This window comes from Telluria sp. ZT3P25 (assembly GCF_059685895.1).
The window spans coordinates 1,008,210-1,034,571 of record NZ_JCASIJ010000001.1 but is presented as its reverse complement, the minus strand read 5'-3'; the positions used below and the strand labels follow the sequence as shown (position 1 = coordinate 1,034,571).

General features: G+C 63.8%; 18 protein-coding genes and 1 tRNA gene. 5 read left to right on the top strand and 14 right to left on the bottom strand.

Annotated features, from left to right (window positions below):
• Positions 1 to 643 precede the first annotated feature (643 nt).
• The 8 genes from AC56LY_RS04545 to AC56LY_RS04510 all read right to left on the bottom strand — a co-directional run bounded on the left by AC56LY_RS04545 (position 644) and on the right by AC56LY_RS04510 (position 9,248).
• Complete coding sequence (locus AC56LY_RS04545; protein ID WP_499576915.1) at positions 644 to 1,558, bottom strand: Brp/Blh family beta-carotene 15,15'-dioxygenase; 915 nt, start codon at positions 1,556 to 1,558, stop codon at positions 644 to 646.
• An 88-nt stretch (positions 1,559 to 1,646) separates the two neighbouring features.
• Positions 1,647 to 1,862, bottom strand: coding sequence for a hypothetical protein (locus AC56LY_RS04540; RefSeq protein WP_499576913.1), 216 nt, complete (start codon positions 1,860 to 1,862; stop codon positions 1,647 to 1,649).
• 80 nt (positions 1,863 to 1,942) lie between these two features.
• Complete coding sequence (locus tag AC56LY_RS04535) at positions 1,943 to 2,725, bottom strand: bacteriorhodopsin-like (RefSeq protein ID WP_499576912.1); 783 nt, start codon at positions 2,723 to 2,725, stop codon at positions 1,943 to 1,945.
• A gap of 1,027 nt (positions 2,726 to 3,752) precedes the next feature.
• Positions 3,753 to 3,842: transfer RNA gene (locus AC56LY_RS04530), tRNA-Ser, on the bottom strand.
• 87 nt (positions 3,843 to 3,929) lie between these two features.
• A complete protein-coding gene (locus AC56LY_RS04525) occupies positions 3,930 to 6,002 on the bottom strand; it encodes a putative bifunctional diguanylate cyclase/phosphodiesterase (protein ID WP_499576910.1) in 2,073 nt (690 codons plus the stop codon).
• Positions 5,995 to 7,161 (bottom strand): HDOD domain-containing protein, encoded by a 1,167-nt coding sequence (locus AC56LY_RS04520; RefSeq protein WP_499576909.1) that lies wholly within the window; start codon positions 7,159 to 7,161, stop codon positions 5,995 to 5,997. The genes AC56LY_RS04525 and AC56LY_RS04520 overlap by 8 nt, the downstream gene beginning before the upstream one ends.
• 91 nt (positions 7,162 to 7,252) lie before the next feature.
• A complete protein-coding gene (locus AC56LY_RS04515; RefSeq protein WP_499576907.1) occupies positions 7,253 to 7,885 on the bottom strand; it encodes a response regulator in 633 nt (210 codons plus the stop codon).
• 4 nt (positions 7,886 to 7,889) lie between these two features.
• Complete coding sequence (locus tag AC56LY_RS04510) at positions 7,890 to 9,248, bottom strand: cache domain-containing protein (protein ID WP_499576906.1); 1,359 nt, start codon at positions 9,246 to 9,248, stop codon at positions 7,890 to 7,892.
• A 202-nt stretch (positions 9,249 to 9,450) separates the two neighbouring features.
• On the opposite strand from AC56LY_RS04510, the gene AC56LY_RS04505 reads away from it, so the two are divergent.
• Both AC56LY_RS04505 and AC56LY_RS04500 read left to right on the top strand, forming a co-directional pair.
• Positions 9,451 to 11,517: a carbon starvation CstA family protein gene (locus tag AC56LY_RS04505; RefSeq protein ID WP_183550585.1), complete on the top strand. Its 2,067-nt coding sequence runs from the start codon at positions 9,451 to 9,453 to the stop codon at positions 11,515 to 11,517.
• Complete coding sequence (locus tag AC56LY_RS04500) at positions 11,517 to 11,711, top strand: YbdD/YjiX family protein (protein ID WP_183550582.1); 195 nt, start codon at positions 11,517 to 11,519, stop codon at positions 11,709 to 11,711. Before AC56LY_RS04505 ends, AC56LY_RS04500 begins: the two co-directional genes overlap by 1 nt.
• 165 nt (positions 11,712 to 11,876) lie before the next feature.
• Here AC56LY_RS04500 and AC56LY_RS04495 read toward each other — a convergent pair whose 3' ends face one another.
• Positions 11,877 to 12,392, bottom strand: a complete 516-nt coding sequence (locus AC56LY_RS04495; RefSeq protein ID WP_499576904.1) for a GNAT family N-acetyltransferase — start codon at positions 12,390 to 12,392, stop codon at positions 11,877 to 11,879.
• Between the two features lie 113 nt (positions 12,393 to 12,505).
• Positions 12,506 to 13,432 (bottom strand): LysR family transcriptional regulator, encoded by a 927-nt coding sequence (locus tag AC56LY_RS04490; RefSeq protein ID WP_499576902.1) that lies wholly within the window; start codon positions 13,430 to 13,432, stop codon positions 12,506 to 12,508.
• Between the two features lie 96 nt (positions 13,433 to 13,528).
• Here AC56LY_RS04490 and AC56LY_RS04485 point away from each other — a divergent pair, with 96 nt between their 5' ends.
• Positions 13,529 to 14,164, top strand: a complete 636-nt coding sequence (locus AC56LY_RS04485; RefSeq protein ID WP_499576901.1) for an NAD(P)H-dependent oxidoreductase — start codon at positions 13,529 to 13,531, stop codon at positions 14,162 to 14,164.
• Between the two features lie 261 nt (positions 14,165 to 14,425).
• On the opposite strand, the gene AC56LY_RS04480 is transcribed toward AC56LY_RS04485, so the two are convergent.
• Positions 14,426 to 17,083 (bottom strand): molybdopterin-containing oxidoreductase family protein, encoded by a 2,658-nt coding sequence (locus AC56LY_RS04480; protein WP_499576899.1) that lies wholly within the window; start codon positions 17,081 to 17,083, stop codon positions 14,426 to 14,428.
• A gap of 2 nt (positions 17,084 to 17,085) precedes the next feature.
• Positions 17,086 to 17,829 carry a 4Fe-4S dicluster domain-containing protein gene (locus tag AC56LY_RS04475; RefSeq protein WP_499576898.1) on the bottom strand — a complete coding sequence of 248 codons (744 nt, stop codon included), beginning with the start codon at positions 17,827 to 17,829 and terminating at the stop codon, positions 17,086 to 17,088.
• Between the two features lie 283 nt (positions 17,830 to 18,112).
• Here AC56LY_RS04475 and AC56LY_RS04470 point away from each other — a divergent pair, with 283 nt between their 5' ends.
• Together AC56LY_RS04470 and AC56LY_RS04465 are read left to right on the top strand one after the other, a co-directional pair.
• Entirely contained in the window at positions 18,113 to 20,962 is a 2,850-nt protein-coding gene (locus AC56LY_RS04470; RefSeq protein ID WP_499576896.1) for a response regulator, read from the top strand.
• A gap of 1 nt (position 20,963) precedes the next feature.
• A complete protein-coding gene (locus AC56LY_RS04465) occupies positions 20,964 to 23,120 on the top strand; it encodes a putative bifunctional diguanylate cyclase/phosphodiesterase (protein WP_499576895.1) in 2,157 nt (718 codons plus the stop codon).
• A gap of 38 nt (positions 23,121 to 23,158) precedes the next feature.
• On the opposite strand, the gene AC56LY_RS04460 is transcribed toward AC56LY_RS04465, so the two are convergent.
• Positions 23,159 to 25,564 carry a penicillin acylase family protein gene (locus AC56LY_RS04460; RefSeq protein WP_499576893.1) on the bottom strand — a complete coding sequence of 802 codons (2,406 nt, stop codon included), beginning with the start codon at positions 25,562 to 25,564 and terminating at the stop codon, positions 23,159 to 23,161.
• A 162-nt stretch (positions 25,565 to 25,726) separates the two neighbouring features.
• Entirely contained in the window at positions 25,727 to 26,317 is a 591-nt protein-coding gene (recR, locus tag AC56LY_RS04455) for a recombination mediator RecR (RefSeq protein ID WP_183550560.1), read from the bottom strand.
• Positions 26,318 to 26,362 lie beyond the last annotated feature (45 nt).

The following is a 26,362-nucleotide window of genomic DNA, read 5'->3' as shown; positions in this document are numbered from 1 at the left end:
GCACCATCGATTCGTTCGCCCGCATTGTGCAGCTATGCCGGCGATCCAAGTATCGCTCACCAGCGAGTGTGAGGACAACCCACTGAAAGGCGCTGTGATGCGTTGCATGAAAGCGCGGGCTGGCTTATTAGATCACCTGTCTGCGGGCGATGCGAGTAACTCGGCGATATGGCTCGCGGTAAGCGGCTGCATCGAGGCGGACGACAAAAGTTTTTCGCCGTTGATAACGCAACAAATTACCCATATTGCAAATTGCCGGTCATGTCAGAAATGGTTAGATTTTATCGACCCAAATCGAATAACTGCGAGAAAAAGGGCGAAGAATTACTGTTGTGCTCACATACAAGGAGCGATAGAGGGATAATGGAACAACGTTTTCGTTCGCGCTGTTCAGAAATGAGGATCCCTGTTGGTGCGTCAACGACGACTACGCCTTCGCACGGTTCTGCCCATAGTGCGGCAAGGTGCTGCCAGCTGGGTCATTTTAGTATTTCGCTGCGACAACAGCCTGCCACGAATTTACGCTTCCCATGATGCACAGGCTTGGGATGACAGGTGACAGCGGCAATTACCAAGCAGAGGGTCAAGTCCGAAATTGCTTGACCACTACAATCACTCCATGCGGCATCGCCCGCGCCTGACGTCATCCGGCATCGAGCGGCGTCGGCGCGCGCCGTCTGACCCAGCCGCGCCAACGCACCGGCTCCACGAGCACCATATGCGGCACCGTCAGCGCGGCCAACCCGACAAATAGCCATTGGATCAGGCCCGCTTCGAGCGGCTGCGTGCGCCAGCAATACGCCACTGCGGCGCCAAGCACGAGCGTACCGAGTGTGGGAAGCAGCATCGCTCGACCGAGCCGCGCTGCTTCGCCCACACTAGCGCCGACATAGTGCCAGGTGCGCACGATGTGGCGGGCACTGTGCATGGCGCAAAAAAACACGGCGAACCCCAGTAAAGGCGGCGCAAGTAACGCCAGTGCCGCCGCCACCGCCATTTCGAAACACGTCAGCCAGTCCCTGCGCGCCTGCCAGCCCGCCGTCAGTGCCGTTCCCAGCAGCCACGGCCAGCTCAGATCGTGCAACACAGAAGCCTGCGCAGCCGCCGCCTGCGGCATCACCAGGAAGGCAAACAGGCGCCCCATTTCCTCTTCGTGGAGCAACGCCGGCAACACGATCACGGCGCCGCCAAACAAAAGACGCGCAGTGACAGGAGTACCGCGCGCCGGGTCGCCCGAAAAATGCAGCGCCGACAACAGCAGGAAGCTTGACAGGAACAGTTGCGGAAAAAAATGCCACAACAGCACCACCAACAGCGCCGTTCCAAGGTAGGCCAGCACGAATGCGCACCATCCGAGCATACCGTGGACGCCGTACAGCTCCTCGGCGAACACCGGGTCGAGCGCGCCGTGCGGTACGCCGAGCAGCAAGATCAGTGCCGCGAGCAGAAACAGCACGGCGGCGTCGTCAGGTGGTAGCGCAACGCCGGCGATGACGACGGCGGCAACGCTGGAGGCGATGGCGCAAAACAACATTCCCTGGGCACGCAGCGCCGTCATGGCGCACACGCACCGGTGCGAGCGACAATCGCCAGGTTAAACGCGCTCTCAAGTTGCGGTGTTCCGAGCGGCATTGGGTCAGATTGCTTCACGTCGACGATTCGTCGATATTGTGGCTGACAGCAAAAGGTTCGGCAGCGTGCCTGGCGCTGGTGAGGATGTCGACTCGGTCCGCTGCGGACAGCGCGAGTTTCATGGGCAAACTGCGCATGGAGAAAGGTTTGACCATCGCCATCGCTTGGTAGCGTGTAACGTGATGCCCCGTCCGACCACACAAGTCGGGTAGAACAGCATGCAGGTACATGTTTGCTCTCCAGGGATCAGAAAAGTTCCACTGGGGCCAGTGGCCCCGGTGGATGTTGTGCTTACGTCCCGGATGCGCGCCTAGGCAGCCATGTTTCGATCGGCAAGTGTCCCGGATACATACCCGTCGGCGGCAGATTTGCGCACCGCAATCATGTAGATCAGTACACCGAATACCGCTTTTGCGACGATGTCAGCGACCGTATACCCCACCTGGACAGCCGTGGTGGCAGCGCCGCCTGTGAAGCCGATCATCGGGAACACGAAAACCACCGGGTAGAAACACCAGGATACGACTGTCAGCCAGCGTGCAGTACTGATCAAGCCGCGCGCTGATTCAGGTTGCGAGTCGATTGACCGCTTCAAGCCGACGAACAAGTCGTAAACAATGATCAGGAACGGAATCATTGCCAGCGCCCACCAGAGCCAGCGCGTGCCTGGAACGGTGGAAATTTCACCGGGATACCCGAGAACCACCATCAGTGCTGCCAAAATACCGAGCTTTGTCCCTTTCGCGACCGTTTCTGCCGGTGACAGACGCATTACCAGGATCAGTTCAATCAATAGTAGCGGTACCGTCAATAGCCAGTCGACATAGCGGTAGGCATCGTTGAATTTGACGCCCGTCGCTGTTACCTCACCTGCCATCAGCGAGTACGATGCCTCCCAGGAGGCGAAAATACGCACATAGTGATAAGCCGCTATCAGCGTGACGATACCAGTGATGGTAATGGCAGTCTTGTAGGCTGGTGCCACCTGGGAACGACCCAGAAAAAAGAACACGGTGGCAGCGCCCATGACGGCGATGGCAAATGAAAACGCATTGAAAACCAGTTCGTACTGGTTTAGTGAAATGATGTCCATAGATTCTCCTATCCTTTTGAGTCACAAGGTAATTATTGTTGTTCCGTCTCAAAACGAATCCTCCACGGATTCTTCGCCTCCTTCTTGAAAAACGAACATTCGGTGTCCGCTACAGAAATATCCTCAGCTTCGGTGGTAGCAATACATTGAATTACTGCAGCAGTATAATGTCGACCAAAAGGAGAATCTCTTGGAACGTATATTTTAAGCACTGAATTACCAGAAAGAGCGTCTTCAGTTTTAATGCGATAGCGTAAAGCTAGCGAGAATGAGCTTTGGAAACAGAACCCACCAGGCTCAGATGTCGTCGACATTACTGAACTCGCAGCGTGGCGGCACATGACGGCTTGAACCATGTTGACATTAGCAGCGGTCTCAGAGGCATCTGCGACGCTAGCTAAACTGGTTGTCTGTTCATTTTAATAACGACGACAATGGTAACCCAATTTCAATCACGGTTCTGTCGAATATTTATACATCGGATTGCTGATGGGCACTATTTTTGCAGCGCCGAATGCACAATGGGTTAATTGGCGGAAAAATTTATCTTTTTATTTATTTCACGCATTCACATTCGATATGCAAACACGCTATTCATAGCAATGAATCAATTTAAATATGCACGGTAGATCAATTTCAGGTACCTTCCAAACGCAATCGTCAACAATCAGCTTTAAAAATATCATTATTTAACGTTTTAATTCATTTTGCATGGAAATATCAAGATCGATGACCAACCAATTTTTGAACCAATATTGAACCGGTATTTTTATCTCGCCTCCAAACATTTCGCAGCAGAAAAGTTCACCGGCGCGTCAATCCAAGGGCAGAGAGCTCGCCATATCGAGGCTGAGAAGGTGTTTGGAAGATCAGCGAAGTCGTCAAGCCGACGTAATCAGGCAGGAGTCACGGAAATGGCTTCCGCAACCTGGTAAATAAGAAGGGAGAAAACAAGACCCACGCGGTCGATGCCAGCGGGCTGTAGAAACGAAAAAGCCGTCGAAGATCGACGGCTTTTTCTCAATTCTGGCGGAAGCGGTGAGATTCGAACTCACGAACGGCTCACACCGTCGGCAGTTTTCAAGACTGCTGCCTTCAACCACTCGGCCACGCTTCCTGTTGCACGGCATTATACATAATCATCGGCCAGATGAGGGAGTTCTGACCGGGGCAAAACGGCCGCGCTCGCGCATGATCCCCTCGCCTACCCCACCAACGCCCAATTCTCCCGCAACGCCTTCTCGAACGCATACGCCGGCAACGGCGCCGCATACAAGTAACCCTGCACCTCATCACACCCGGCGCCGCGCAGAAACGCCAACTGATCCAGCGTCTCGACACCCTCGGCAATCACGCGCAGGCACAACTGCCGCGCCATGCTGATGATCGTCCCGGCAATCGCGCAGTCACTCCCGTCCGCCGGTATCCCCATCGTGAACGAGCGGTCGATCTTCAAAGTATGAATCGGGAACCGCTTCAGATACGACAGGCTCGAGAACCCGGTCCCGAAATCGTCCAGCGACAGCGACACGCCCAGCGCCGTGATCTGGTCCATGATGGCTGTCACGCGATCCACGTCGTGCATCAGCGTGCTCTCGGTGATCTCCAGCTCCAGCCACGACGGGTCGAGCTGATAGCGCCGCAGCGTAGTGGCCACGCGTTCCGGCAGCGATGGCGTGAATTCGCGCGCCGACACGTTCACCGCGACGCGGAACGGGGCGATGCCCGAGCGCTGCCAGATCGACGCTTGCGCGCAGGCTTCTTCCAGCACCCACTCGCCGACCTGCACGATCAGGCCCGTGGTCTCGGCCAGCGGGATGAATTCGCCGGGCGGCACGATGCCGCGCTCGGGATGCATCCAGCGCACCAGCGCTTCCGCGCCGACCAGGCGGCCGCTCGCGATTTCGAACTTCGGCTGGTAGTACAGCACCAATTCGCCGTTGCCCAGCGCATGGCGCAGGCCGGATTCGATGCGCATGCGCTCCTGCATGCCCTTGTTCATGTCCTGGCTGTAGAACGCGACGCTGCGGTCCGGGTTGGCGTCGTCGCCCTTGGCCCGTTCCATTGCGATGTCGGCCAGCGCCAGCAGCGTTTCGGCGTCGTTGCCGTCCTGCGGGTAGACGCTGATGCCGATGCTGGCGCCCAGGCGCAGGTCGTGGCCGCCGATCAGGAACGGTGCGTCGAGCGCGGCTTGCAGCTTTTGCGCCACCGTGGTGGCTTCGAAGTGCTGCCGTACGTCGGCCAGGCCGACTGCGTATTCGTCGCCCGACAGGCGCGCTACCAGGTCTTCGTCGCGCAGCGTGGCCTTGAAGCGCTGGCCGACCTGCTTGAGCAGTTCGTCGCCGATGCGCCGGCCCAGCGTGTCGTTGATGCGCTTGAAGCGATTCAGGTCGATGAACAGGATGCAGCCAGCCGTCTCGTTGCGCTGCGCGACCATCAAGGCCTGGTCGACCAGGCGCGCGAACAGCGTCCGGTTCGGCAGGCCGGTCAGTTCGTCGTAGTAGGCCAGGTGGTGCAGCTGCTCTTCGGCGTGTTTGCGTTCGGTGATGTCGGTCAGGTAGGCGATCAGGCCGCTCGGGCGGCCGGCCAGGTCGCGCAGGGGCGAGAGCGACAGGCTGGCCCAGAAGATGTCGCCCGACTTCTTGCGGCGTTTCACTTCCATCATGCGTCCGCCGTGCTCGGCGAACAGGTCGGGTGGCGCGCCGCCCTGCTCGTCGTTCAGGTCTTCATCGGCGTACAGGAACAGGATATTGCGGCCGACCGCTTCAAGCGCCGTGTAGCCGAACAGGCGTTCGGCGCCGCGGTTCCAGCTGGTGATGTAGCCCATCTGGTCCATCGTCAGCACCGACTCGTGGATCTGGTCGAGGATCTGCGACTGGTGCGCCAGTTGCGCTTCCATCTGTGCGTAGGCGTGGGTCGAGCGCTGCGCCAGCGAATGCATCTGCATCAGGCTCGCGGTCAGTTGCGCCAGTGCGGCCAGTGCCGCCAGCGTGTGTCCGCTGGCCTCGGCATGGTCGGCAAAGCCGCTCACTTCATACCAGCCGAATTGTTCGAGGCCCACGGCCACCGCGTGGCGCAGCACGCGCCCGCCGGGCTGGCCGGGATCGACGAGGCCCGGACCGGGCACGAAGCGCCCGTGCGCGCTGCCCGTCAGTGTGCGCGCCAGGCGGCTCAGCTCCTGCACCAGCGCGTCGCCGCGCAGGCGCAGGACCGCGTCGCAGACGGCGCTCGTGCCCTGGACGAAGGCGGTCGGGGCCAGTTCGCGCACGTCAGACATTGCGGCCCACCTCGATTGCCCAGTGGTATGCGTGCAGCTGGCTGTGCCACCAGTCGTCGAGACTCACGCCGGCCTCGTGCAGCGCCGCCCCGCTCGGATTGGCGTCGACCAGCGCCAGCCACACGCCGAGCTGGCCGCTGCGGTCGATCAGGGCGCCGGCCACGTCGTCGGGCAGGTACAGCTCGGCCGCGATCTCGGCCATCGGCATGTGCAGCAGCCGGTCGAGCAGCGAGAACACGCCGGTCATGAAGGCCAGGTCCTGCGCGTCGCGGTCGTCGCCCTGCAGGCGTGCGAGCGCTTCGAGCTGGGCGCCGCGGCGCGCGGCCAGCGGCAGCAGCAGGTTGGGCAAGCCGTCCGGTTGCTGGCGCGCATACAGCAGCAGTTGCAGCCAGCGCTGCAACTGGCGCCGGCCCAGCACCGTGATCGCCTGGCCGAAGCTGGTCACTTGTGTCGATATCGTGAAGGCGGCCGAATTGACCAGCTTGAGCAGGTGGTAGGCCAGCGCCGGATCCTGCTTGACCTGCTCTTCGAGTTCGCGCGAGTCGGCGTCGCGTGCGAGCAAACCCAGCAGCGTGAGGATGCGGCGGCGCGAACTGCCGTCGTCGTCGGGCGATGGCGCGATGTCCGGGTCGTACGCGTAGTCGCCGATGAACCAGTCGAAGCCTGCGATCTCGCAGCCGAAGAAGCGGCGCGCGTTGTCGACGCCATACGCGATGTGCGGGGCAAACAGGGCCACCAGACGGCCCGGTGGCATCGGAGCGACGCGGCAGTTGCGCGCGACCGAGCGCAGTGCGGATGGCGCCGTGACGCCGTCGGGAACGTCGCCGTCGAGCCAGATGCGGTAACCGCAGGCGTGCAGTTCAACAAGCTTGCGCGCCACGCCATCGAGCGCCAGCGCGTTTGCGTCGATCACCAGGCCAACGCGGTTGGCCGGCAACAGCGCCAGCATCGGTGGGGTGAAGGTGGTGGGGTCGTCCAGATTCAACAGGCAGTCGAGCGGCGCGGCAGCAGCCAGCAGGTCGGGCGTGCCGAACACGGTCTGCAGGCGCTGGGCCAAGTCGGTGCCCGGTGCCAGGCGCACGCTGAGTGCGACCCATTCATTCTGTGCGTTGGCGACTGGCTCGATTGCGACCAGCGGACATGTTTCCTGCTCTGCCATGGAAAGTTTCAAAGTAGTATCCAGGCAATCTTATTGCACCGAATGCCATAAAGCAAATCGAAGTTTCCTACTGGACAGCCAGTGTTGACCATCAGTTACCCCCGGCCCGCTGCACGGCGAACCGGATCAGCTCAGCCTGGCCTTCGATGCCCAGCTTGCGCTTGATGTTCAGGCGGTGCGTTTCGACCGTGCGCACCGACAGGTCGAGGTCGCGCGCGATCTGCTTGTTCGACTGGCCGGCAGCGATATGCCCCAGTACTTCGTGCTCGCGCGCTGTCAATTGGTCGCTCGGGGCAGCCGGATTGGCCAGCTGGCGCGCCAGCGCGGCGCTGTAATAAATACCGCCGCCCATGACGGTGTCGATGGCCAGCACGATGTCCTTGCCCGGCGCGTCCTTGAGTACGTAACCGCGCGCACCGGCGCCGATGGCCTGGCTCACGTATTCCGGTTTGTCGTGCATTGACAACATCAGGACCGCGATGCCGGGAAAACGTGCGGTCAGCTGGAAGGTGGCTTCGATGCCGCTGCCGCCGCGCATGTTCACGTCCATCAGCACCAGGTCGGGGTGGTATTCGCCGGCGCGCTCCAGCGCTTCGGCGCTCGAGCCGGCTTCGGCCACCACGTGCAGGTGGGGCGCCGACTCAAGCCGCGCGCGCAGGCCGTCGCGCACCAGCGGGTGGTCGTCCACCAGCAAAATCTTCACTTCTTTGATGTCTTCGTTCACTGCCCTACTCCTTCAAGTCGATGCTGGCCACCACGCTGGTGCCGCTGGACGACGAGTCGACCGACAGGCGCCCGCCGATCGCTTCCATCCGTTCCATCATATTCCTCAAGCCGATGCCACGCTTCGGGTGCACGGCCACGCCATCGGTATCAAAGCCCACGCCATCGTCGGCAATCGACAGGCTGACGCGGTTGGCCACGCGCTCGAGCGAGAGCTCGATGGTGCTGGCCTGGGCGTGGCGTTCGACATTCGTCAGCGCCTCTTGCGCGATGCGAAACAGCACCGTGCCGACCATGTCGGGCAGCGCATCCACGGCGCCGGCCGCACGAAAGCGCACCGGCGTGCCGGCGTCTTCGCCGAATTCGCGGGCCAGGTATTCCAGCGCTGGCGCCAGGCCCATGTCGTCGAGCAGCGTCGGGCGCAGGTCGTGCGAGATGCGCCGCACTTCGCCGAGCACCGCGTTGACCTGGTCGACAGTGCGCTCCAGGCCGGCGCGCGCCTGCTCGCGCTTGTTGGCGTCGCCATCGAGGCGGATGATGCCTGCCTCCAGCTGCAGCTTGACCGAGACCAGCGCCTGGCTGATCCCGTCGTGCAGGTCGCGCGACAGGCGCGCCCGTTCTTCTTCCTGCGATTCCACCACGCGCTGGGCCAGCGCGCGCAGCTTGGCGTCGGCCAGGCGCCCTTCGCTGATATTCAGCGCCAGCCCGCCACCGGCCACGCCGATTGTCGCCAGCGTGGCAAGGACCGCCATCCAGAGCAGCGTCTGGTCGCTGTTGCGCGACTGCTGGGCCTCGACCAGTTCGAGCGCCGCCTCGACATCGTCAAGGTAGATGCCGGTGCCCATGACCCAGCCCCAGTGCGCGACCGGGACCACGTAGCCCAGCTTGGGCGCGGCTGTCTTGCTCGACGGCTTGGCCCAGGTGTAGCGCAGGAACCCGCCGCCGCCCTCGGCCAGTCCGATCAGGCGCTGGATCGTCAGCGAGCCGGTCGAGTCGCGCCAGTTCCACATGTCGGTGCCGACCAGTTCCGGCTGGCGCGGATGCGCGAGGTTCTTGCCGCGCGTGTCATACACGAAAAAGTAACCATCGCCGCCGTAGCTCAGCGATGACAGGATGCGGATTGCCTCAGCCTGCGTGGCCGGATCGCTGCGTCCGCTCTGGGTCAGGTGCGCGATCGAGCGCGTGGCCAGTTCGACGTAGTGGCGCAGCTCGGCTTCCTTGCTGGCCAGGTAGGCGCTGCCGATCGTGTCGCGTTGTTGTTGCGCCAGAGTGACAGCCTGCTGGCGCACGTAGAGCGTGATTGCGCACAGGGCCACGACCAGCGGCGCGACCGCCAGCATGATGACTTTTTGCTTGAGCCGCATGGGCGGACCGCCTTCTGTTGAGAGAAGCGACGCATTTTACGTGCGTTACGGGCATGCGTCCTACGTAGTGGTACGTAGCTTCTGCGTAATAGTTGCGCTTGCAGTCCTGATAATTGTGCAAGATACTCATTGCCATGCTGTAAAGAATCGCGCCGGCATGTACTGGCGTACGAAGCATCAATCCATATCGGAGGAGTCACCAATGAAGAAAATGACGAGCATGCTCGGATGGATCGCCTTGTCCATCCTGGGCGCGTTTTCGCTCGGCTACATCGCGCTCAAACGCGGTGAAACCATCAATGCCATCTGGATCGTCGCGGCCGCCGGCTGCGTCTATCTCATCGCTTACCGCTTCTACTCGAAGTTCATCGCCAACAAGGTGCTGGGGCTCGATGCCACCCGCCAGACACCCGCCCACAAATTCAATGACGGTCTCGATTACGTGCCGACCAACAAGAACGTTTTGTTCGGTCACCACTTCGCGGCGATTGCCGGCGCCGGCCCGCTGGTGGGCCCCGTGCTTGCCGCGCAAATGGGTTACCTGCCCGGCATGATGTGGATTCTGGCCGGCGTCGTGTTCGCCGGCGCGGTGCAGGATTTCATCGTGCTGTTCATGTCCACGCGCCGCGACGGCCGCTCGCTCGGTGACCTGATCAAGTCCGAAATGGGCGAGATTCCAGGGATGATCGCGCTGCTAGGTACCTTCATGATCATGGTGATTATTCTGGCCGTGCTGGCCCTGATCGTCGTGAAAGCACTCACCGGTTCGCCGTGGGGCACCTTCACCGTGATGGCCACGATCCCGATCGCGCTGTTCATGGGCATCTACTCGCGCTATGTGCGGGTCGGGCGCATCGGCGAGATTTCGCTGATCGGTTTCGTATTGCTGATGCTCGCCATCATCGGCGGCCAGTGGGTGCACGATTCGCCAGTCTGGGGCCCGATGTTCACCTTCACCGGTACCGAACTGACCTGGATGCTGATCGGCTACGGCTTTGTCGCCGCCGTGATTCCCGTGTGGCTGCTGCTGGCGCCGCGCGACTACCTGTCGACCTTCCTCAAGATCGGCACCATCCTCGCGCTGGCGATCGGCATTCTGGTCGTCGCACCTGACCTGCGCATGCCGGCCGTGACGAAGTTCGTCGATGGTTCGGGCCCGGTCTGGTCGGGTGGCATCTTCCCGTTCCTGTTCATCACCATCGCCTGCGGCGCCGTGTCGGGCTTCCACGCGCTGATTGCCTCGGGCACCACCCCGAAGATGCTGGAAAATGAAACGCAGGCGCGCTTCATCGGCTACGGCGGCATGCTGATGGAAAGTTTTGTCGCCATGATGGCGCTGATCGCCGCGTCGACCATCGACCCGGGCGTCTACTTCGCCATGAACAGCCCGGCCGCCCTGCTGGGCACCACCGCGCAATCGGCCGCCGCTGCCGTCTCGCAGATGGGCTTCGTGATCACGCCGGAAGCACTGGAGCAGATGGCGCGTGACGTCGGTGAGCACACCATCATCTCGCGCGCCGGTGGCGCACCGACGCTGGCAGTGGGCATGGCCCACATCCTGTCGAACCTGGTCGGTGGCCAGACCATGATGGCGTTCTGGTACCACTTCGCGATCCTGTTCGAGGCGCTGTTCATCCTGACCGCGGTGGACGCGGGCACCCGCGCCGGCCGCTTCATGCTGCAGGATCTGCTGGGCGCGTTCGCACCATCGCTCAAGCGCACCGATTCGCTGCCGGCCAACCTGCTGGCCACCGGCCTGTGCGTCGCGGCCTGGGGTTACTTCCTGTACCAGGGCGTGGTCGATCCGCTGGGCGGCATCAACACCTTGTGGCCGCTGTTCGGCATCGCTAACCAGATGCTGGCCGGTATTGCACTGATGCTCGGCACCTGCGTGCTGTTCAAGATGAAGCGCGGCCAGTACGCGTGGGTCACTGCGCTGCCGACCGTGTGGCTGCTGGCCTGCACGCTGACGGCGGGCTACCAGAAGATCTTCCACGACGACCCGCGCATCGGCTTCGTGGCGCACGCCAACAAGTACCAGGCCGCGCACGACGCCGGCACGATCCTGGCGCCGGCCAAGTCGATCGTCGAGATGGAACGGATCATCTTCAACGACTACGTCAACGCCAGCCTGGCCGGCTTCTTCATCTTCGTCGTGCTGGCCGTGCTGTTCTATGGCCTGCGCACGGTGATGGATGCCCGCAAGGCGAATGGCGCGACCGCAAAAGAGTCGCCGTACGTCGCCATGCCCGCACCGCAGGTGACCTGATGTTCGGCACCCTGAAGCAGGCCGGCAGTTACCTCGGGCAGTCGCTGCGCCTGATGGTCGGCCTGCCCGAGTACGACACGTACCTGGCGCACATGGAGCGTACGCATCCGGATGAGCCGGCGATGACGTACGAGGAGTTCTTCCGTGAGCGCCAGGAGGCGCGGTATGGAGGGAGTCGGGCTTCGTGCTGCTGAGCCTGTAGCAGCTGAGCGTCGTCGAGGCGACGCCGCGTGAACTGAAAACCCCAAAAGTTGAATGTCAACTTTTGGGGTTTTTTCATGACCGGGGATTCGCTACCAGGAATACGGTCAGGCCTCACGAGCCAGCGCTGCCAGCACGCGAAAAGGTCTGAGGCTCCCTCAGTCAAGCAGGCCAAGGTTGTACGCTACGAAGGCCTCTTCGCGTACCCAGCCAGTTTCCTGATACAGCGCCTGTGCTGTTTCATTGGCTTTTGCGGTGGACAAGCCCAGACGGATCGCGCCAGTCGCCTTGCCATGCCGTATCGCAGCGTCGATCAGGGCCTTGCCGACACCACGGCGGCGAGCGTTTTCTGCGACAAACAGATCGTTGAGTATAAAAGTTCGGGCCATCGATACGGATGAAAAGCTCGGATATAGCTGAGTAAATCCAAGCGCCTCCTCGCCATCCTGCGCGAGAAACAAGACCGAATCACCATTCTTTAAACGCTCTGCCAGGAACGTTCGCACTGCGGCGGGACTGCTGTCCCGGTCGTAAAACTGGCGATATTGATCAAACATCGGAACGAGCAAATCAAGATCCGCGAGGCTGGCCTGACGGACCCGGACGCTGGAAGATTTAGCGGGTAATTCGTTATGCACATTGGCTCCAGTATATGAAAATGAAAGTTGCTGCATAGCTTGACCAGAGTCACAGCCGGGGTCAGGTCTGACATTCGGACACGAGTTCAACAATAGTCTGTTTATGAAAGACCTTGTGAAAGGGCTAAGGAAGAGTCCGTGTCCAAATGTCAGACCTGACCCCGGCTTTTTGAACTGTCCCGCGCCGTGACGAGCATGTCGATCAGCGCGCGCGACGCTGCCGACAGGCCACGGTGCGCCGGATAGACGACCGAAAAGGCGCGCGTGCGGCCACTTAGCTGTGGCAATATCTCCACCAGCTGTCCGGCTGCCAGGCTGGCTTCGGCAAACAGGCGCGGACACAGTGCGATCCCCATCCCCTGCTCGGCCAGCCAGATGACGCCCATCGCGTCGGTCGATACCATCACCGATGCCGGCGGGATCCAGTCGATATTGCGCCCGCCATCGCGTAGCTGCCAGGGGAACACCCGTCCGGTGTTGGGCCGGACAAAGGCAATGCATTGCTGGCGGGCCAGGTCGTCGAGCGTCGCCAGCGAACCGGCGGTTTCCAGGTAGGCTGGGGATGCCAGCAGGCACAGCGGCGATGCTTCCAGCTGGCGCGAGGCCATCGTGCTGCTTGGCAGCGGGCCGGAGCGGATCGCCAGGTCGAATCCCTCGGCCACCAGATCGACGTTGCGGTTGGTGATGTCGACATCCAGTTCGACCAGCGGATAGGCGCGTGCGTAGGCGGCCAGGATGGGCGGCAAACGTTGCTGCCCGTAGCCGGTCGACACGCTCATGCGGACCTTGCCGCTCAGTTGCGCCGTCGTGCTGCGCATCGCCTGCTCTGCCTGCCCAAGGCGGGCGAAGGCGTCGCGTGCCTCGTTGGCGTAGCGCTGGCCGGCGTCGGTGAGGCTGAGGCTACGCGTGGTCCGGCGCAATAATTGTGTGGCGAGCCGCACTTCGAGTCGCGACAGGGCCCGACTCAGCACCGACGGCGTGGTCGAGAGCACGACCGCCGCTGCGCTGAACGAACCGTGCTCGACGACGCTCAGAAACACCTCGACATCGGCCAGGTGATCGAACTTGCGTGCCATCTTGTCTCCTCAAGAACAAATCATTTGCCAAAATCGTAGTTTATCTATCTGCTGAGAAAAAATACAATGGTGAATCTTTTATCTGGAAGGATTCACATGGAATTGCTCGACAAACTGAACTGGCGCTATGCCACCAAGGCGATGGACCCGACCCGCAAGGTGCCGCAGGATAAGATCGATCGGATCATCGAAGCGGCGCGCCTGGCGCCGACGTCGTCCGGCCTGCAGCCCTATGAAATCCTGATCGTGAAGAATCAGGCGCTGCGCGCCCAGATCAAGGACGTCGCCTGGAACCAGGCGCAGGTGGTCGATGCCTCGCACCTGATGGTCTTTGCCGCCTGGGACAACTACACGCCCGAGCGGATCAACCACATGTTCGACCTGACCAACGAAGTGCGCGGTTTCCGCAACGAAGGCTGGGAAGCCTATCGCCAGCAACTGCTGTCGACCTATCCGGGCCGCGATGCGCAGGTGAACTTCGAGCACGCGGCGCGCCAGGCCTACATCGGTTTCACTGCGGCGATGATCGCCGCCGCCTTCGAGGAAGTCGATTGCACACCGATGGAAGGTTTCGATCCGGCCGCGGTCGACGGCATCCTGAACCTGGGCGAGCGTAATCTGCGTAGCGTGGTCATTCTGCCGCTGGGCTACCGCAAGACCGAAGATGATTGGCTCGCAGGCCTGGCGAAAGTGCGCCGCCCGCTCGACCAATTCGTCAGCGAAATCGACTGATTCCCGTTTTGCCGTAACCTGCCGGGCGGCGTCGATCTGCGCACGCCGCCCGCGTTCCCAACCATGAACAGGTGAGCGACTCGCTGTCCGAGTATCGCTTTACGCACTGCCCTGCCCTCCTCAACGTGCACCCCTGAGACGTCGTAAGTAAGGGACGGCCTTGAAGACCGCTCTTTTCTGCCTGGTAGTCTCACAGTTGGTTAGTTACATATCAGGAGTAGAGCCGAGCGCACTGCTGGAAGCCGTGCGCTGCGGCGGCGCTCAGGATGACACTTTGCGCAGCGAACACACCGTATCGAACCATGCCTGCATGCCCACCAGCGGCTGCGGATTGATCGGCAGCAGCGCATTGATGTTGACACCATTGCCCCGCCCGCCGTTCTTCTTGTCCCACCAGACGCCCGCATTCAGGTCATCCAGCGCTGGCACCGGCGCATAGCCCTTGGCGGCATCTGGGCTGATGCCGCGCGCCGCCACGTCGGCCCGCCAGCCGCTCTTGCCCTCACTGGCGCGGCCGCCACTGATCCACCCGAGCGAATTGGACACGGCCACCACCCGCGGATGGATGCCGCGCGTGACGAACACGCGCATGCGCGCCGAACCGATCACTTCGCCTGTTCCGCGATACGCCTGCTGCGCCTTGTGCTCGCCGGAACGCGGGCGGTACGTCGTCAGCTCGACCATGTCGCCGCTTTTCACGCCCAGCTTTTTTGCCGTTGCCACATTGATCCACATGGGATTGTCGTGCACGATCTCGGACAGGTATTTCTGCGATGCCGTCCTGCCCTGCGTGTGCACGTTCCATTTGAACGACGTCAAAATGAACCGGTCTGCCGGCAAGTCCACGTGCGACGGAATGCGTGCAAAGGTTGGCATGCCATCGTCGACAATGCCAAGCGCCCTGGCCACCTGCGTGATCTCCGGCGCATGGATTTCGAACTTGCGTGACGGCGTGGCAAAGCCGCGCACTGCCCGTCCATCGACCTGCAGGCCCACGGCGCTGTCCTTGCCCTTGTCGTTGGGGCGGTAGACAACGCCGGTCGCTCCCTCGACGCGCGACCCAGCCAGTTGCTTGTCGCTGAGCGGCTTGCGATAAATCTCGTACGGTTTCGGCGCCGATTTGTCGACGAACGCGCCGTAGAATTTCATGTACTCGAACCCATCCTTGAACTGGCGCCCGTCCGGCCCCACCGTCGGCAGTTTCGAACACTGGATGCGCACGAAATCCTCGTGGCTGCCGAACTGGAAATATTTCGCCTGTTCCGGCCCCAGACGCCGGCCGATGTCGAACAGGACGTCGGCAAAACTGCGTGCATCGCCAGGTGGCTTGGTGAGCGGCTGGCACAGCGTGACGAAGTGGGTCAATTCGAGATTGTTGCGGATATCCAGACCCCAGCGTTCCAGGTACGTCGCATCCGGCAGGATCAGGTCGGCATAATGGGCTGTCTCGGAGTAGACAATGTCGGAACATGCATGGAACGGGATCAGCGTTTCATCGAGCAGCACCTCGACCGTCGTGCTGCGGCCCTCCGGCCACGTCATCGGTGAACCCAGCGTGTAGGTCAGATAAACGTCGAGTTTGGCCCGGCCCTGGCGCACGAAGTCGTAGACGATCTGTCCCACTTTCATCTTCTGCCAGCGGTTCGCCAGCGGCCACTCGGGAGGGTCTTCCAAGTCCGTGCGAATTTTTGGTGCCGGCGGCAGCGGCAGTGGCTGGGGGTAGCGGCTGATCGACAGTTTCTCGTCGAGGCCGTAGCAATACCCGCCCGGCCTGGCGATGGAGCCGGCCAGTGCATTGAGCATCACGACCGCACGCTCGCCATTGAAGCCGTTGAAGTGCGCGCCGACGCCCCGGTTGGAGAAAGCAACGGTGGCGGGACGGGCGCGCGCAAATTCCAGCGCCAGCCGTTCGATGTCGGCCACCGCGATGCCCGACAGTTTGGCGGCCCATGCCGGCGTGCAATCAGCCAGCCACGTACGCAGCGTGGCGACACCTGGCTGGACGTACTTGTCCACGAACGCCTGGTCGAACTCGTTTTCACGCAGCATGACGTGGGCCATTGCCAGCGCCACAGCGCCTTCGGTGCCAGGAAACGGCTGGTGCCACTCGTCGCTGCGCCCGGCCGTGTTGGACAGGCGCACGTCGAACGTCACCAGCTTGGCGCCATGGTCGTAGCGCGCCTTGACGACGCGGCTGACCAGATGCAGGCCGCCCTGGTGCGCCTCGTAGAAATTGGCGCCGAAATTAAGAAAGTACTTGCAGCGCTCGGCGTCGATGGATTCCCAGTCTGTCTCGCCCAGCGATACATAATTCGCAGCCCGCTTGTTCGATGAGCACAGGGCGCGGTGATTCAGTTGCACGGGCGTGCCGATGGCCGATAAAAACCGGTTGATTTCCGCGTCGATGCGCGAGCGGCCCTGGTGCAGCGCCACGCGCTCCGGGTGGCCGCTGGCGATGCTCGCCTTGATGCGGTCGGCCACTTCGGTGTAGGCCTCGTCCCAGCTGATGCGCTGCCACAGGCCCTCGCCCCGCTTGCCCACGCGCTTTAACGGATACAGCAACCGCTCCGGATAATCGTTGATCGTCGGTCCCGACTGGCCCTTCGCGCAGGTCATGTGGCTGCCCATGTTCGGGTCGAGCGGATTACCCCGTATCTTGATGACCTTGTTGTCCACCACATGGGCCTCGATGCCGCAGACGGTCGAGCAGTTCAGGCACACGCTGGTGATGCGTTTGGCGGTGCGGTAATTGTTTTTCACCTTGCGCAGCTGGCCGGCGCGTTCGCCCGCCAGCACAGGGGTGTAATTGAGCACTTGGTCGGCCGCCTGCGCGGCGCCGTGCGTGAGCAGGATCGTGTCGCCAAGGCCCAGCGTGGCCATGGCGCCGAAGCCCCGCTTGATGAAATGACGGCGGTCCATGATTACGCTTTCCGTGGTGTTTTCGGGTGGGGCGTCGACGCTGGCGCCGGCGAGAATGCCGCCTTGAGCTGGTCCCAGGTATCGGTTTCGTACGATAACGGATCATGCGGGCGCCCTTTGGGCACCTTCTTTTCCATTGCCAGCGGCACGGCCGTACCAAGGCCGCGGTACTGCACGCGCGGGCGCGTCTTCTCTTCCGCTTTCATTGCCTTGACCTGCGTGCCATGCGTGGCGTTGAATACGCTGACAGGACTGGCAGGATCCTTCAGGTCGCCGAACGCAAACACACCGGCCGGACACACTTCCACGCAGGCTGGCGCCATATCCGCCTCCAGCCGGTGCGCGCAAAAATCGCATTTGTCCGCCACTTGCGAGACGGGATCGATGTGGATGGCGCCGTACGGGCAGGCCTTGATGCAATCGCGACTGCGGTCGCAGACGTCGACATCGATGTGCACGATACCGTCCGCACTGCGCGTGATGGCATCGGTGGGACAGGCGTCCAGGCACGGCGCGTCGGTGCACTGCATGCACAGCGTCGGCAGGAACGCCCGCTTCGTCGTCGGCTGGCGATTGAACGGGTTGGTGGCCGCGTAATCGTAGTAATACACCTTGGTGCGGAAAAACCCCAGCGACACGGCATTCTCCACCTTGCAGGCGACGGCACAGGCGTGGCAGCCAATGCAGCGTTCAAGATCGACGCCCATGCCCCATTGGGGACTGGCGGTAGCGGAAGCGTTGTTCATGAAAATCCTTGTGAGTCGTGCCAGGCAGGATTGTAAGACAGCCAGCCGGTCGCGTTATTAAAATACCCACATCGGGTTATCCCGCAGGCGCCGCTGCGGTCCGCGACAGTCCCTCGCGGATTTGGGCGTGTTTGCAACATGAACCCGGTTCGCCTGCCCTGTTTGCGCTCTCGCAAAGCCGCGCACGCCCCTACCCCGTATATTTTTTTCCTGCGGGCTCTTGCCCGCGCGGAGGATCCGCGTCGTGCAGGTCCATGCCGCTGTGCCCACCGCGGGAATTGCGATGCCGAACTTCGAGCGCTCGAGCCTGAACCGGAAGCTGACCATCATCTCGCTGCTCTCGACGGCGACCGCATTGCTGTTCGTGTTCGGTGCGTTCGCCGTCACGTCCATTCACAACCACCGCAAGGATGAAGCCGTGCAGCTGGCGGCGTTCGCACGCATCCTCGGTGCGGCCAGCGCCGGTGACCTGCTGCTGGTCGACCGCAAGCAGGCCGGTGCCACGCTGTCGGTCCTCGAAGCCCAGCGCAGCATTTCGGCAGCAGCGCTGTACGACCGCTTCGGCCAGATCATCGCCACCTACCGCACGCCGGCGCGTCAGGACACGGACCTGCCTGCCCTGGAGGGCACCGATGCCGGCACGCTGGAACAGGTCAACCGTGCTGGCCGCGCGCTGCTGGGACGCCACATGCGCGTGGTGCAGGCCGTCCAGCACGGCGAGCTGGTGGTGGGCGCGGTGATGATCGAAGCCGACCTGCTGCCGATGTGGCTCGATATCGCCGCCAGCCTGGGCGTGATCGGTCTGGCGATGGGCGCGGCGATGCTGGTCTCGCTTGGCCTGGCCGGACGGCTCAAGCACAGCATCGCCGAGCCGATCACCAAACTGATCCAGGCCGCGCAAAAGGTCTCGGCCAGCCAGAACTACGGCCTGCGCGTGCCGCATCAGCGCAGCGACGAACTGGGTGTGCTGATCGACAGCTTCAACAGCATGCTGGCGCAGATCGAAGAGCGCGGCGCCGCCCTGCTGCACCACCGCGACGAACTCGAACGCCAGGTCGGCGTGCGCACCGAGCAGCTCGAGAAAGCCAAGAACGCGGCCGAGGCGGCCAGCCGCGCCAAGAGCGGTTTTCTGGCCACGATGAGCCACGAGATCCGCACCCCGATGAACGGCGTGCTGGGCATGACCGACATGCTGCTGGCCACGCCCCTGACCGAGGCCCAGCGCAACTACACGCAGCTGGTGAAGCGCTCGGGCGAGCACCTCCTGGTGATCATCAACGATATCCTCGATTTTTCCAAGATCGAGGCCGGCAAGCTCACGATCGAATACATCAACTTCAACCTGTGGGACCTGCTCGACGACATCCACAACGTCTACACGCCGCAGGCTGCGGCCAAGGGCCTGGGCTGCGAGTTCGACATCGCCAACGACATCCCGGTGGCGATCTGCGGCGACCCGAACCGGCTGCGCCAGATCCTGGCCAACCTGCTGGGCAACGCGCTCAAGTTCACCGACGATGGCCAGATCCTGGCGCGCGTGCGCGTGGCCGGCGAAGATGCGCAGCAGGTCGCGCTGCGCTTCGAGGTGCACGACACCGGCATCGGCATTTCGCGCGAGGCACGGGCGCGCCTGTTCAACGCCTTTTCGCAGGCGGACGATTCCACCACCCGCAAGTATGGCGGCACCGGCCTGGGGCTGGCGATTTCGAAGCAGCTGGTCGAATTGATGAACGGCGCCATCGGCGTCGAGAATGCACAGCAGCGTGGCTCGGTCTTCTGGTTCACGGTCAGCTTCGACAAGCACCGGATCGACCCGGAGGCACCGGGCCATCAGCGCAACACGCTGGACGGCCTGCGCGTGCTGGTCGTTGACGATCAGGATGCCAGCCGCAAGGCGCTGGTGCAGCAGCTGACAGCATGGCAGGCACGCTGCGACGACGTCGGTGGCGCGCTCGCATTCGAACGGCTGGTCAACGCGGCCCGGGCCGGGCAGCCCTACGATGCGGCGGTGCTGGACATGGAATTGCGCGAGACCAGCGGCCTGGCACTGGCCGCGGCAGTGCGCGCCGAGCCGCTGGCGCGGAGCACGCATCTGGTGCTGCTCAGCCCCGAGCGGCTGGCCGCCGATCCGGTGCAGCGGCGCGAGGCGGGCGTGGCCTACCAGCTCGTCAAGCCGGCGCGCGCGGCCGATCTGTATGCGTGCCTGGCCGCGCGCCTGCCGCGACGGGCGTTGCCACCGGCTGCGGCCAGCGACGCGGCGCCCGCACTGCCACCGGCCAGACGCGCGCGACGCGTGCTGCTGGCCGAGGACAACCCGGTCAACGTCGAAGTCGCGCGCGCGATGCTGGAAAGCCTGGGCCTGGAAACGGGCTGCGCGAAAAACAGCCAGGAAGCGCTGCGCGCGGTGCACGAAGGCCGCTGGGATGCGGTGCTGATGGATTGCCAGATGCCGGTGATGGACGGCTTTGCGGCCACCGGCGAGATCCGGCGCCACGAACGCGAGATGGGCCGCCAGCGCGGGTTACCCGTCATTGCCATTACCGCCAACGCGCTGCAGGGCGACCGCGAAGCGTGTCTGGCTGCGGGCATGGATGACTACCTGTCCAAGCCCTTCACCCAGCAGCAACTGGCCGCCGTCATCGGTCGCTGGATCGCGATGCCGCTGCTGTCGGCGCGCGAGCACGGCGACGAGCCGGTGGTCGAGATTGCGCCGGCGACGCCGCTGCTGCCAGCCAAACCCGCGCCCGCACCTGCCGCCACGCGCATCGCCCCGGACCCCGCCACCATCAACCGCACTGCCCTGGAGAACATCCGCGCCCTGAGCCGCGACAACGGCGACGCGCTCGTCAACAAGGTGATCGCCGCCTACGTCGGCGACACGCCGCGCCAGTTGCACGCGCTGCGCCAGGCGCTGGGCGAAGGCGATGCGGAGAGCGTGCGGCGCGTGGCCCATGGCCTGAAATCGGCCAGCGCCAATATCGGCGCGGTGCGCCTGTCCGGTCTGTGCCGCGACCTCGAACAACTGGGACGCAGCGGCAACGTGGACAGCGGCGGCCCGCTGCTGTCCGACCTGGAACGCGAGTTCCGCTCGGTGCGCCAGGCGCTTCACGCATCGCTTGAAAAGGAGTCCTGACATGCCCTGTGCCCCCACCCAGCGCGTGACGGTCCTGGTGGCCGACGACGATCCCGTCATGCGATTGTTGATGCTTGAGATGCTGGCGCAGGTCGGCCTGGAGGGCATCGAGGCCGGCGACGGCATCGAGGCCCTGGCCCAGGCGCGCAGCAGCCAGCCCGGCCTGATTCTGATGGACGTCGATATGCCACGCATGGACGGTTTCGCTGCCTGCAGCGCACTGCGCGCGGCCGAACGCGATGGCGCCTGCGTGCCGGTCATCATGGTGACGGGCAGCGACGACATCGACGCCGTCACCCATGCCTATGAAGTGGGCGCAACCGATTTCGTGTCCAAGCCGATCAACTGGCCGATCCTCGGGCACCGCGTGCTGTACGTGCTGCGCGCCAGCGACGCCATCGCGCGCCTGCGCATTGCCGACGCCCAGAACCGCGCCGTGCTGGCGGCGATTCCCGATACCTTCTTTCGCCTGAATGCCGACGGCTTCTATCTGGATTACGAGGCCGGCCATGCACGTCAGCCCCAGGGCAGCCCCACCGGTACGGTAGCGGCCGACGGTGCCGGCGCCCGCTTCATCGGCAAGCACCTGGCCGATACGCTGCCACCCGAAATCGCCGGGCGCATGCTGGACCAGATGAAGACCGTGCTGGCCACCCGCGAAGTCCGCTCGGTCGAATACGAGCTGGTCGACTGCGGCATCGCCCAGCATTTCGAGGCGCGCCTGGTGGCCACCAGCCCGTTCGAAGTGCTGGGCCTAGTGCGCGACATCAGCGAGCGCAAACGCGCCGAAGAACAGATCCGGCGCCTGGCCTATTGCGACGGCCTGACTGGCATCCCGAACCGCCAGGCGTTCCTGGAGACGCTCGAGCGCGAGCTGCACCGCTCGCGGATCGGCAACAAGAAGTTCGCGGTGCTGTTCATGGATCTCGACGCGTTCAAGCGCATCAACGACACGCTTGGCCACAACGCTGGCGACCAGCTGCTCAAGATGGTGTCCGAGCGTCTGCGCGACACCACGCGCCCGAGCGATCTGGTCTCGCGCGGGGACAGCGGTGCAGCAAACGGCGACGGCGCCAGCAACCTGGCGCGCCTGGGCGGCGACGAATTCACGATCCTGATCCCGGATCTGGAACGGGTCGAACATGCGCTCAATGTCGCGCACCGGGTCAAGGAAGCAATGCGGCGCTCCTTTGTCATCGAAGGCAACGAGATCTTCGTCACGGCCAGCATCGGCATCTCGCTGTTCCCGGAAGACGGCGACGATTCGGGCTCGCTGCTCAAGTTTGCCGACACCGCGATGTACCACGCCAAGAGCTGCGGCAAGAACAACGCCAAGCTGTACAGCTCATCGCTGACGATGCAGATCATGAGCCACGTGAAGCTCGAAGTGGGCCTGCGCCGCGCACTGCAGAACGACGAGCTGTATCTGGTCTACCAGCCGCAGCGCGACGTGGCCAGCGCGGAGATCGTCGGCGTCGAAGCGCTGGTGCGCTGGCGCCATCCCGAGCGGGGCCTGATTGCGCCGACCGAGTTCATTCCGCTGGCCGAAGAGACGGGCCTGATCGTACCGATCGGCGAATGGGTGCTGCGCACGGCCTGCCGCCAGGCGCGCACGTGGCAACGCCTGACGCAGCGCACGCTGCGCATTGCAGTGAATCTGTCAGCCAAGCAGTTCAAGGACGAGAACCTGTCGCAGATCGTGCTCTCGGCGCTGCTCGACACGGGGCTCGAACCGCGCCTGCTCGAACTGGAGCTGACCGAAGGCACACTGATGGACGATGCGCGCGCCACGATGGTCACGCTAGAACGCCTGCGCAACATCGGCGTGCACCTGTCGATCGACGATTTCGGGACCGGGTATTCGTCGATGAATTACCTGAAACGCTTCGACGTCCGTGCTCTCAAGATCGACCGCAGCTTCATTTCAGGCCTGCCGCAGGATGCCGAAAACGCCGCCATCACGCGCGCGATCATCGCGATGGCGCACGGCCTGAAAATGGTGGTGGTGGCCGAAGGGGTCGAGACGGGCGAACAGCTGTTGCTGCTGGAGGAATATGGCTGCGATATGGTGCAGGGCTACTACCTTGGCCACCCGTCCACTGCCGAGACGATCACCGAGCTGCTGCAGGTCGTGCAGCTGATGCTGCCGGCCAGGTAAGGCCGGCAGCATCAGCGCTATCAGCCCGATCAGCGCGATCAGGGATGCAGGCGCAGTGTGTAGCGCGCGGCCCCCGGCAGCAATGGCGTCGGTTTGCCATCGACCCACGCCTGGTGGCCGGTCAGGAAGAACGGCGACAGCGGATGCCCGCTCTGCCCGCCCGGCATATTGTACAAACCTTCTTCTTCCCGCCCCGGCGAGACCACCAGGCGTTCGGACTGGCCGAACTTCGGTCCGGCCACGCGCGGCATGTGCGCGTCGCCTGCCAGCTGGTCGGCCGGCGCGGCCAGCCAGGGCCGCAGCGCCGGCACCGCCATGCTGATCGGATGGGCGACGCCTGACGTGTTGCGCTGACCCCAGGTGGCTTGCGCCAGCGGCGTGCCGGCGTCCTGCAGCGCGGCGATCGCGCGGTCTACCGCGGCCACTTGCAGCGCCTGCCAATCGGCGTGGCCCGGCGGCAGCCAGCCGGCCGGTCGTGCATCGAGCAGGCGCGCCACCACGGCCGGCCAGCGCGCACTGGCGCCGGCAGCGCTGGCTTTCGGGTCGAGGTCCTTCAGCGCCTGGTTGGCCCCGCCGTACAGGAGGTCATGCAGCGCCCACAGAAAATCGCGCGCCAGGCGGTAGCCGACCGAATTCACACTGGCCCGGCCATCCCAGCTGGTCTCGAGCAGGCGCCGAAACTCGGCGCGCGCCGGATGCCCTGCCAGCGCCCCGGCGTCGAGCGCCGTCAGCGCGCGCTCACGCCAGGCGCCGATCAGGATTGCCCGGTCGTCCAGCGCCGCGTCGAACGCGCGCCGCACATCGGTCTGCGCGCCCAAAGCGGCCAGGCCATCGTGCAGCTGGCGGTTGCGCATGCCCAGGTCGTAGCCGCCGTCGCCCAGCAGTGCGTAACCGGCGCCCATCAACTGGCGACTGTTGGCGGTGGTGAGCTGGCCGTTGGCGGGGTTGATCACGCGTGGATGCGCGGCGTAGGGCAGCGCGCCCGTCCAGGTAGGCGTTGCGCCGGCCAGCGCCAGCGGAAACGTGGTGTCGCCAGGGGCGGTGGTGCGCTGCGGAAGCAGACCGGCAATCGTCCAGCCGATGTTCCCCTGCGTGTCGCCGGCCACGAAGTTCTGCGCCGGGATGCCATCGGTGGCCGCCGTCGCCAGCGCTGCAGCGAGCGTCGCGCTGGACTCGAGCTGGATGTGATGCATGTTCAGCGCTGCCGGATCGTGCGCGATCCAGTGCACGGCGTAACTGCGGCCGGCGACTTCGCGCACCGGGCCGAGCGACGTCTCGCGCACGACCATCCGTTCAGCCGGCGCGCCTTTCACCAGGATCGACTCGACGTGTTCCTGCGGCGTTTCCCATTTGCCCGCCACTTGCAGCTGGCCCGGGCGCGCGGCATCGACGCCCAGTTCGACCAGGTCAAGTGCATCGGCGTAGCTGTTGGTGAAGGCCCACGCCACCTGGCCATTGCTGCCGACGATGACCGAGGGCGGCGCGCCGGGCAGGCTCACGCCCACCAGGCGGCGCTGGCCACCGGGCGCCGCCGGATCGGGAAAGCGCAGCGCGAGCCGGTACCAGATGTTCGGCAGTTGCAGGCCAAGATGCATGTCGTCGGCGACGATCGCTGCGCCATTCGTGCTGCGGCTGCCGGCGAGCGCATAATTGTTGCTGCCGACGGCATCGGTCACGTCGAGGCCGGCCAGCTTGATGGGGGTGTCTGGTGCGGCGGCGGCGGCGCCCCACCAGGCAGGCGCACGTGCGGGAATCGAGCCCGGCGCTGGCGGCGCGCCGCCATCGAGCGTGGTGTCGAACGCGGTTGCCTCGGGCAGCAGGAACGCCAGTTGCGCGGCGTCGCTATGCTCGCGCAGCCAGCCGCGCGCGATGTCGCGCGACGCCTGCATGCCTTGCAGATCGATGTACATGGCCCAGACGACGAGCAGCGAATCGGCGCCATGCCAGGGACGCTGCGCAGCGCCAGTCAACGCGTATTCGAATGGTCGCGCGTTCAACGCCGCCAGGCCGGCGTTGACGCCGGCCGCATAGCGCTCCAGCAGCGCACGCTCGGCCGGTGCCAGGCGCGCGAACGTGGTCCGGGCGCGGGCGGCGAAACGGTGCAGCCGGTTAGCGCGGTCGAGCGGCACGGCGCGTGGCCCGAACAGCTCGGCCAGCTCGCCGCTTGCCGTGCGGCGCAGCAGGTCCATCTGGAAGAAGCGTTCCTGGGCGTGCACAAAACCGGTTGCATATGCGACGTCGAGCCGTGTGGCGCCGGTGATCAGGGGCACGCCGCTGGCGTCACGCTCGATGCGGACCTCGGCGGACAGGCCCGCGCCCTGGCGCTCGCCGTCGAGCTGCGGCAGGCTGGCGCGCAGGAACAACCAGGCGCCCAGCAACACCAGCAGGACGAGGCCCAGCAACGCGGCAAGGCCGCGCAACGTCCATTTCTTCCATCCCTGCATGCTGTCTCCCTGAGTGCTACCCGCGTGCTGTCTATGGTGCAAGATTATGGTGCCAGATTATGGTGCCAGATTATGGTGCCAGAAAACTGTGCCAGAAAGAAAGGAGGCCCGCGTCAACGGGCCTCTTCTCGGACATACCGGCGCGCAAGCCGGCAATGACGCCTACGTGCTGCGCCGATCAAGCATCGCGCGCGCGATCGTGCCCGCGTCGACATATTCGAGTTCGCCGCCAACTGGCACACCACGCGCAAGGCGGCTGACCTTGAGTCCGCGCGCCTTGAGCATTTCGCTGATGTAGTGCGCGGTGGCTTCACCCTCGTTGGTGAAATTGGTGGCCAGCACCACTTCACCCACCACCTCATCGGTGGCGCGCGTCACCAGCTTTTCCAGGTGCAGGTCGCGCGGCCCGATGCCGTCCAATGGCGACAGGCGCCCCATCAACACGAAATACAAACCGCGCCAGGTCAGCGTCTGCTCGACCATCAACTGGTCGGCTGGCGTTTCGACCACGCACAGCAGCGTGTGGTCGCGCTCGGGATCGGCGCACAGGTCGCAGATCTCGATGTCGGAAAAGGTATTGCACTTGATGCAGTGGTGCACCGTGTCGACCGCCTGGTACAGCGCGCGCGACAGTTGCGCAGCACCCTCGCGGTCATGCTGGAGCAAATGAAACGCCATGCGCTGGGCGGATTTGGGGCCCACGCCGGGCAGGCGCCGGAGCGATTCGATGAGAAATTCGAGGGATGTCGACATGGATACGTGAACAAGACGGCCTGCCGGCATGGCGCCGGCAGGACC

Bases quoted from the DNA above. Each gene is read 5' to 3' on its own strand.
- AC56LY_RS04545 (WP_499576915.1), bottom strand. From the start codon at position 1,558: ATGACGGCGCTGCGTGCCCAGGGAATGTTGTTTTGCGCCATCGCCTCC.
- AC56LY_RS04540 (WP_499576913.1), bottom strand. From the start codon at position 1,862: ATGTACCTGCATGCTGTTCTACCCGACTTGTGTGGTCGGACGGGGCAT.
- AC56LY_RS04535 (WP_499576912.1), bottom strand. From the start codon at position 2,725: ATGGACATCATTTCACTAAACCAGTACGAACTGGTTTTCAATGCGTTT.
- AC56LY_RS04525 (WP_499576910.1), bottom strand. From the start codon at position 6,002: ATGTCTGACGTGCGCGAACTGGCCCCGACCGCCTTCGTCCAGGGCACG.
- AC56LY_RS04520 (WP_499576909.1), bottom strand. From the start codon at position 7,161: ATGGCAGAGCAGGAAACATGTCCGCTGGTCGCAATCGAGCCAGTCGCC.
- AC56LY_RS04510 (WP_499576906.1), bottom strand. From the start codon at position 9,248: ATGCGGCTCAAGCAAAAAGTCATCATGCTGGCGGTCGCGCCGCTGGTC.
- AC56LY_RS04505 (WP_183550585.1), top strand. From the start codon at position 9,451: ATGAAGAAAATGACGAGCATGCTCGGATGGATCGCCTTGTCCATCCTG.
- AC56LY_RS04500 (WP_183550582.1), top strand. From the start codon at position 11,517: ATGTTCGGCACCCTGAAGCAGGCCGGCAGTTACCTCGGGCAGTCGCTG.
- AC56LY_RS04495 (WP_499576904.1), bottom strand. From the start codon at position 12,392: ATGCAGCAACTTTCATTTTCATATACTGGAGCCAATGTGCATAACGAA.
- AC56LY_RS04490 (WP_499576902.1), bottom strand. From the start codon at position 13,432: ATGGCACGCAAGTTCGATCACCTGGCCGATGTCGAGGTGTTTCTGAGC.
- AC56LY_RS04485 (WP_499576901.1), top strand. From the start codon at position 13,529: ATGGAATTGCTCGACAAACTGAACTGGCGCTATGCCACCAAGGCGATG.
- AC56LY_RS04480 (WP_499576899.1), bottom strand. From the start codon at position 17,083: ATGGACCGCCGTCATTTCATCAAGCGGGGCTTCGGCGCCATGGCCACG.
- AC56LY_RS04475 (WP_499576898.1), bottom strand. From the start codon at position 17,829: ATGAACAACGCTTCCGCTACCGCCAGTCCCCAATGGGGCATGGGCGTC.
- AC56LY_RS04470 (WP_499576896.1), top strand. From the start codon at position 18,113: ATGCCGAACTTCGAGCGCTCGAGCCTGAACCGGAAGCTGACCATCATC.
- AC56LY_RS04465 (WP_499576895.1), top strand. From the start codon at position 20,964: ATGCCCTGTGCCCCCACCCAGCGCGTGACGGTCCTGGTGGCCGACGAC.
- AC56LY_RS04460 (WP_499576893.1), bottom strand. From the start codon at position 25,564: ATGCAGGGATGGAAGAAATGGACGTTGCGCGGCCTTGCCGCGTTGCTG.
- recR (WP_183550560.1), bottom strand. From the start codon at position 26,317: ATGTCGACATCCCTCGAATTTCTCATCGAATCGCTCCGGCGCCTGCCC.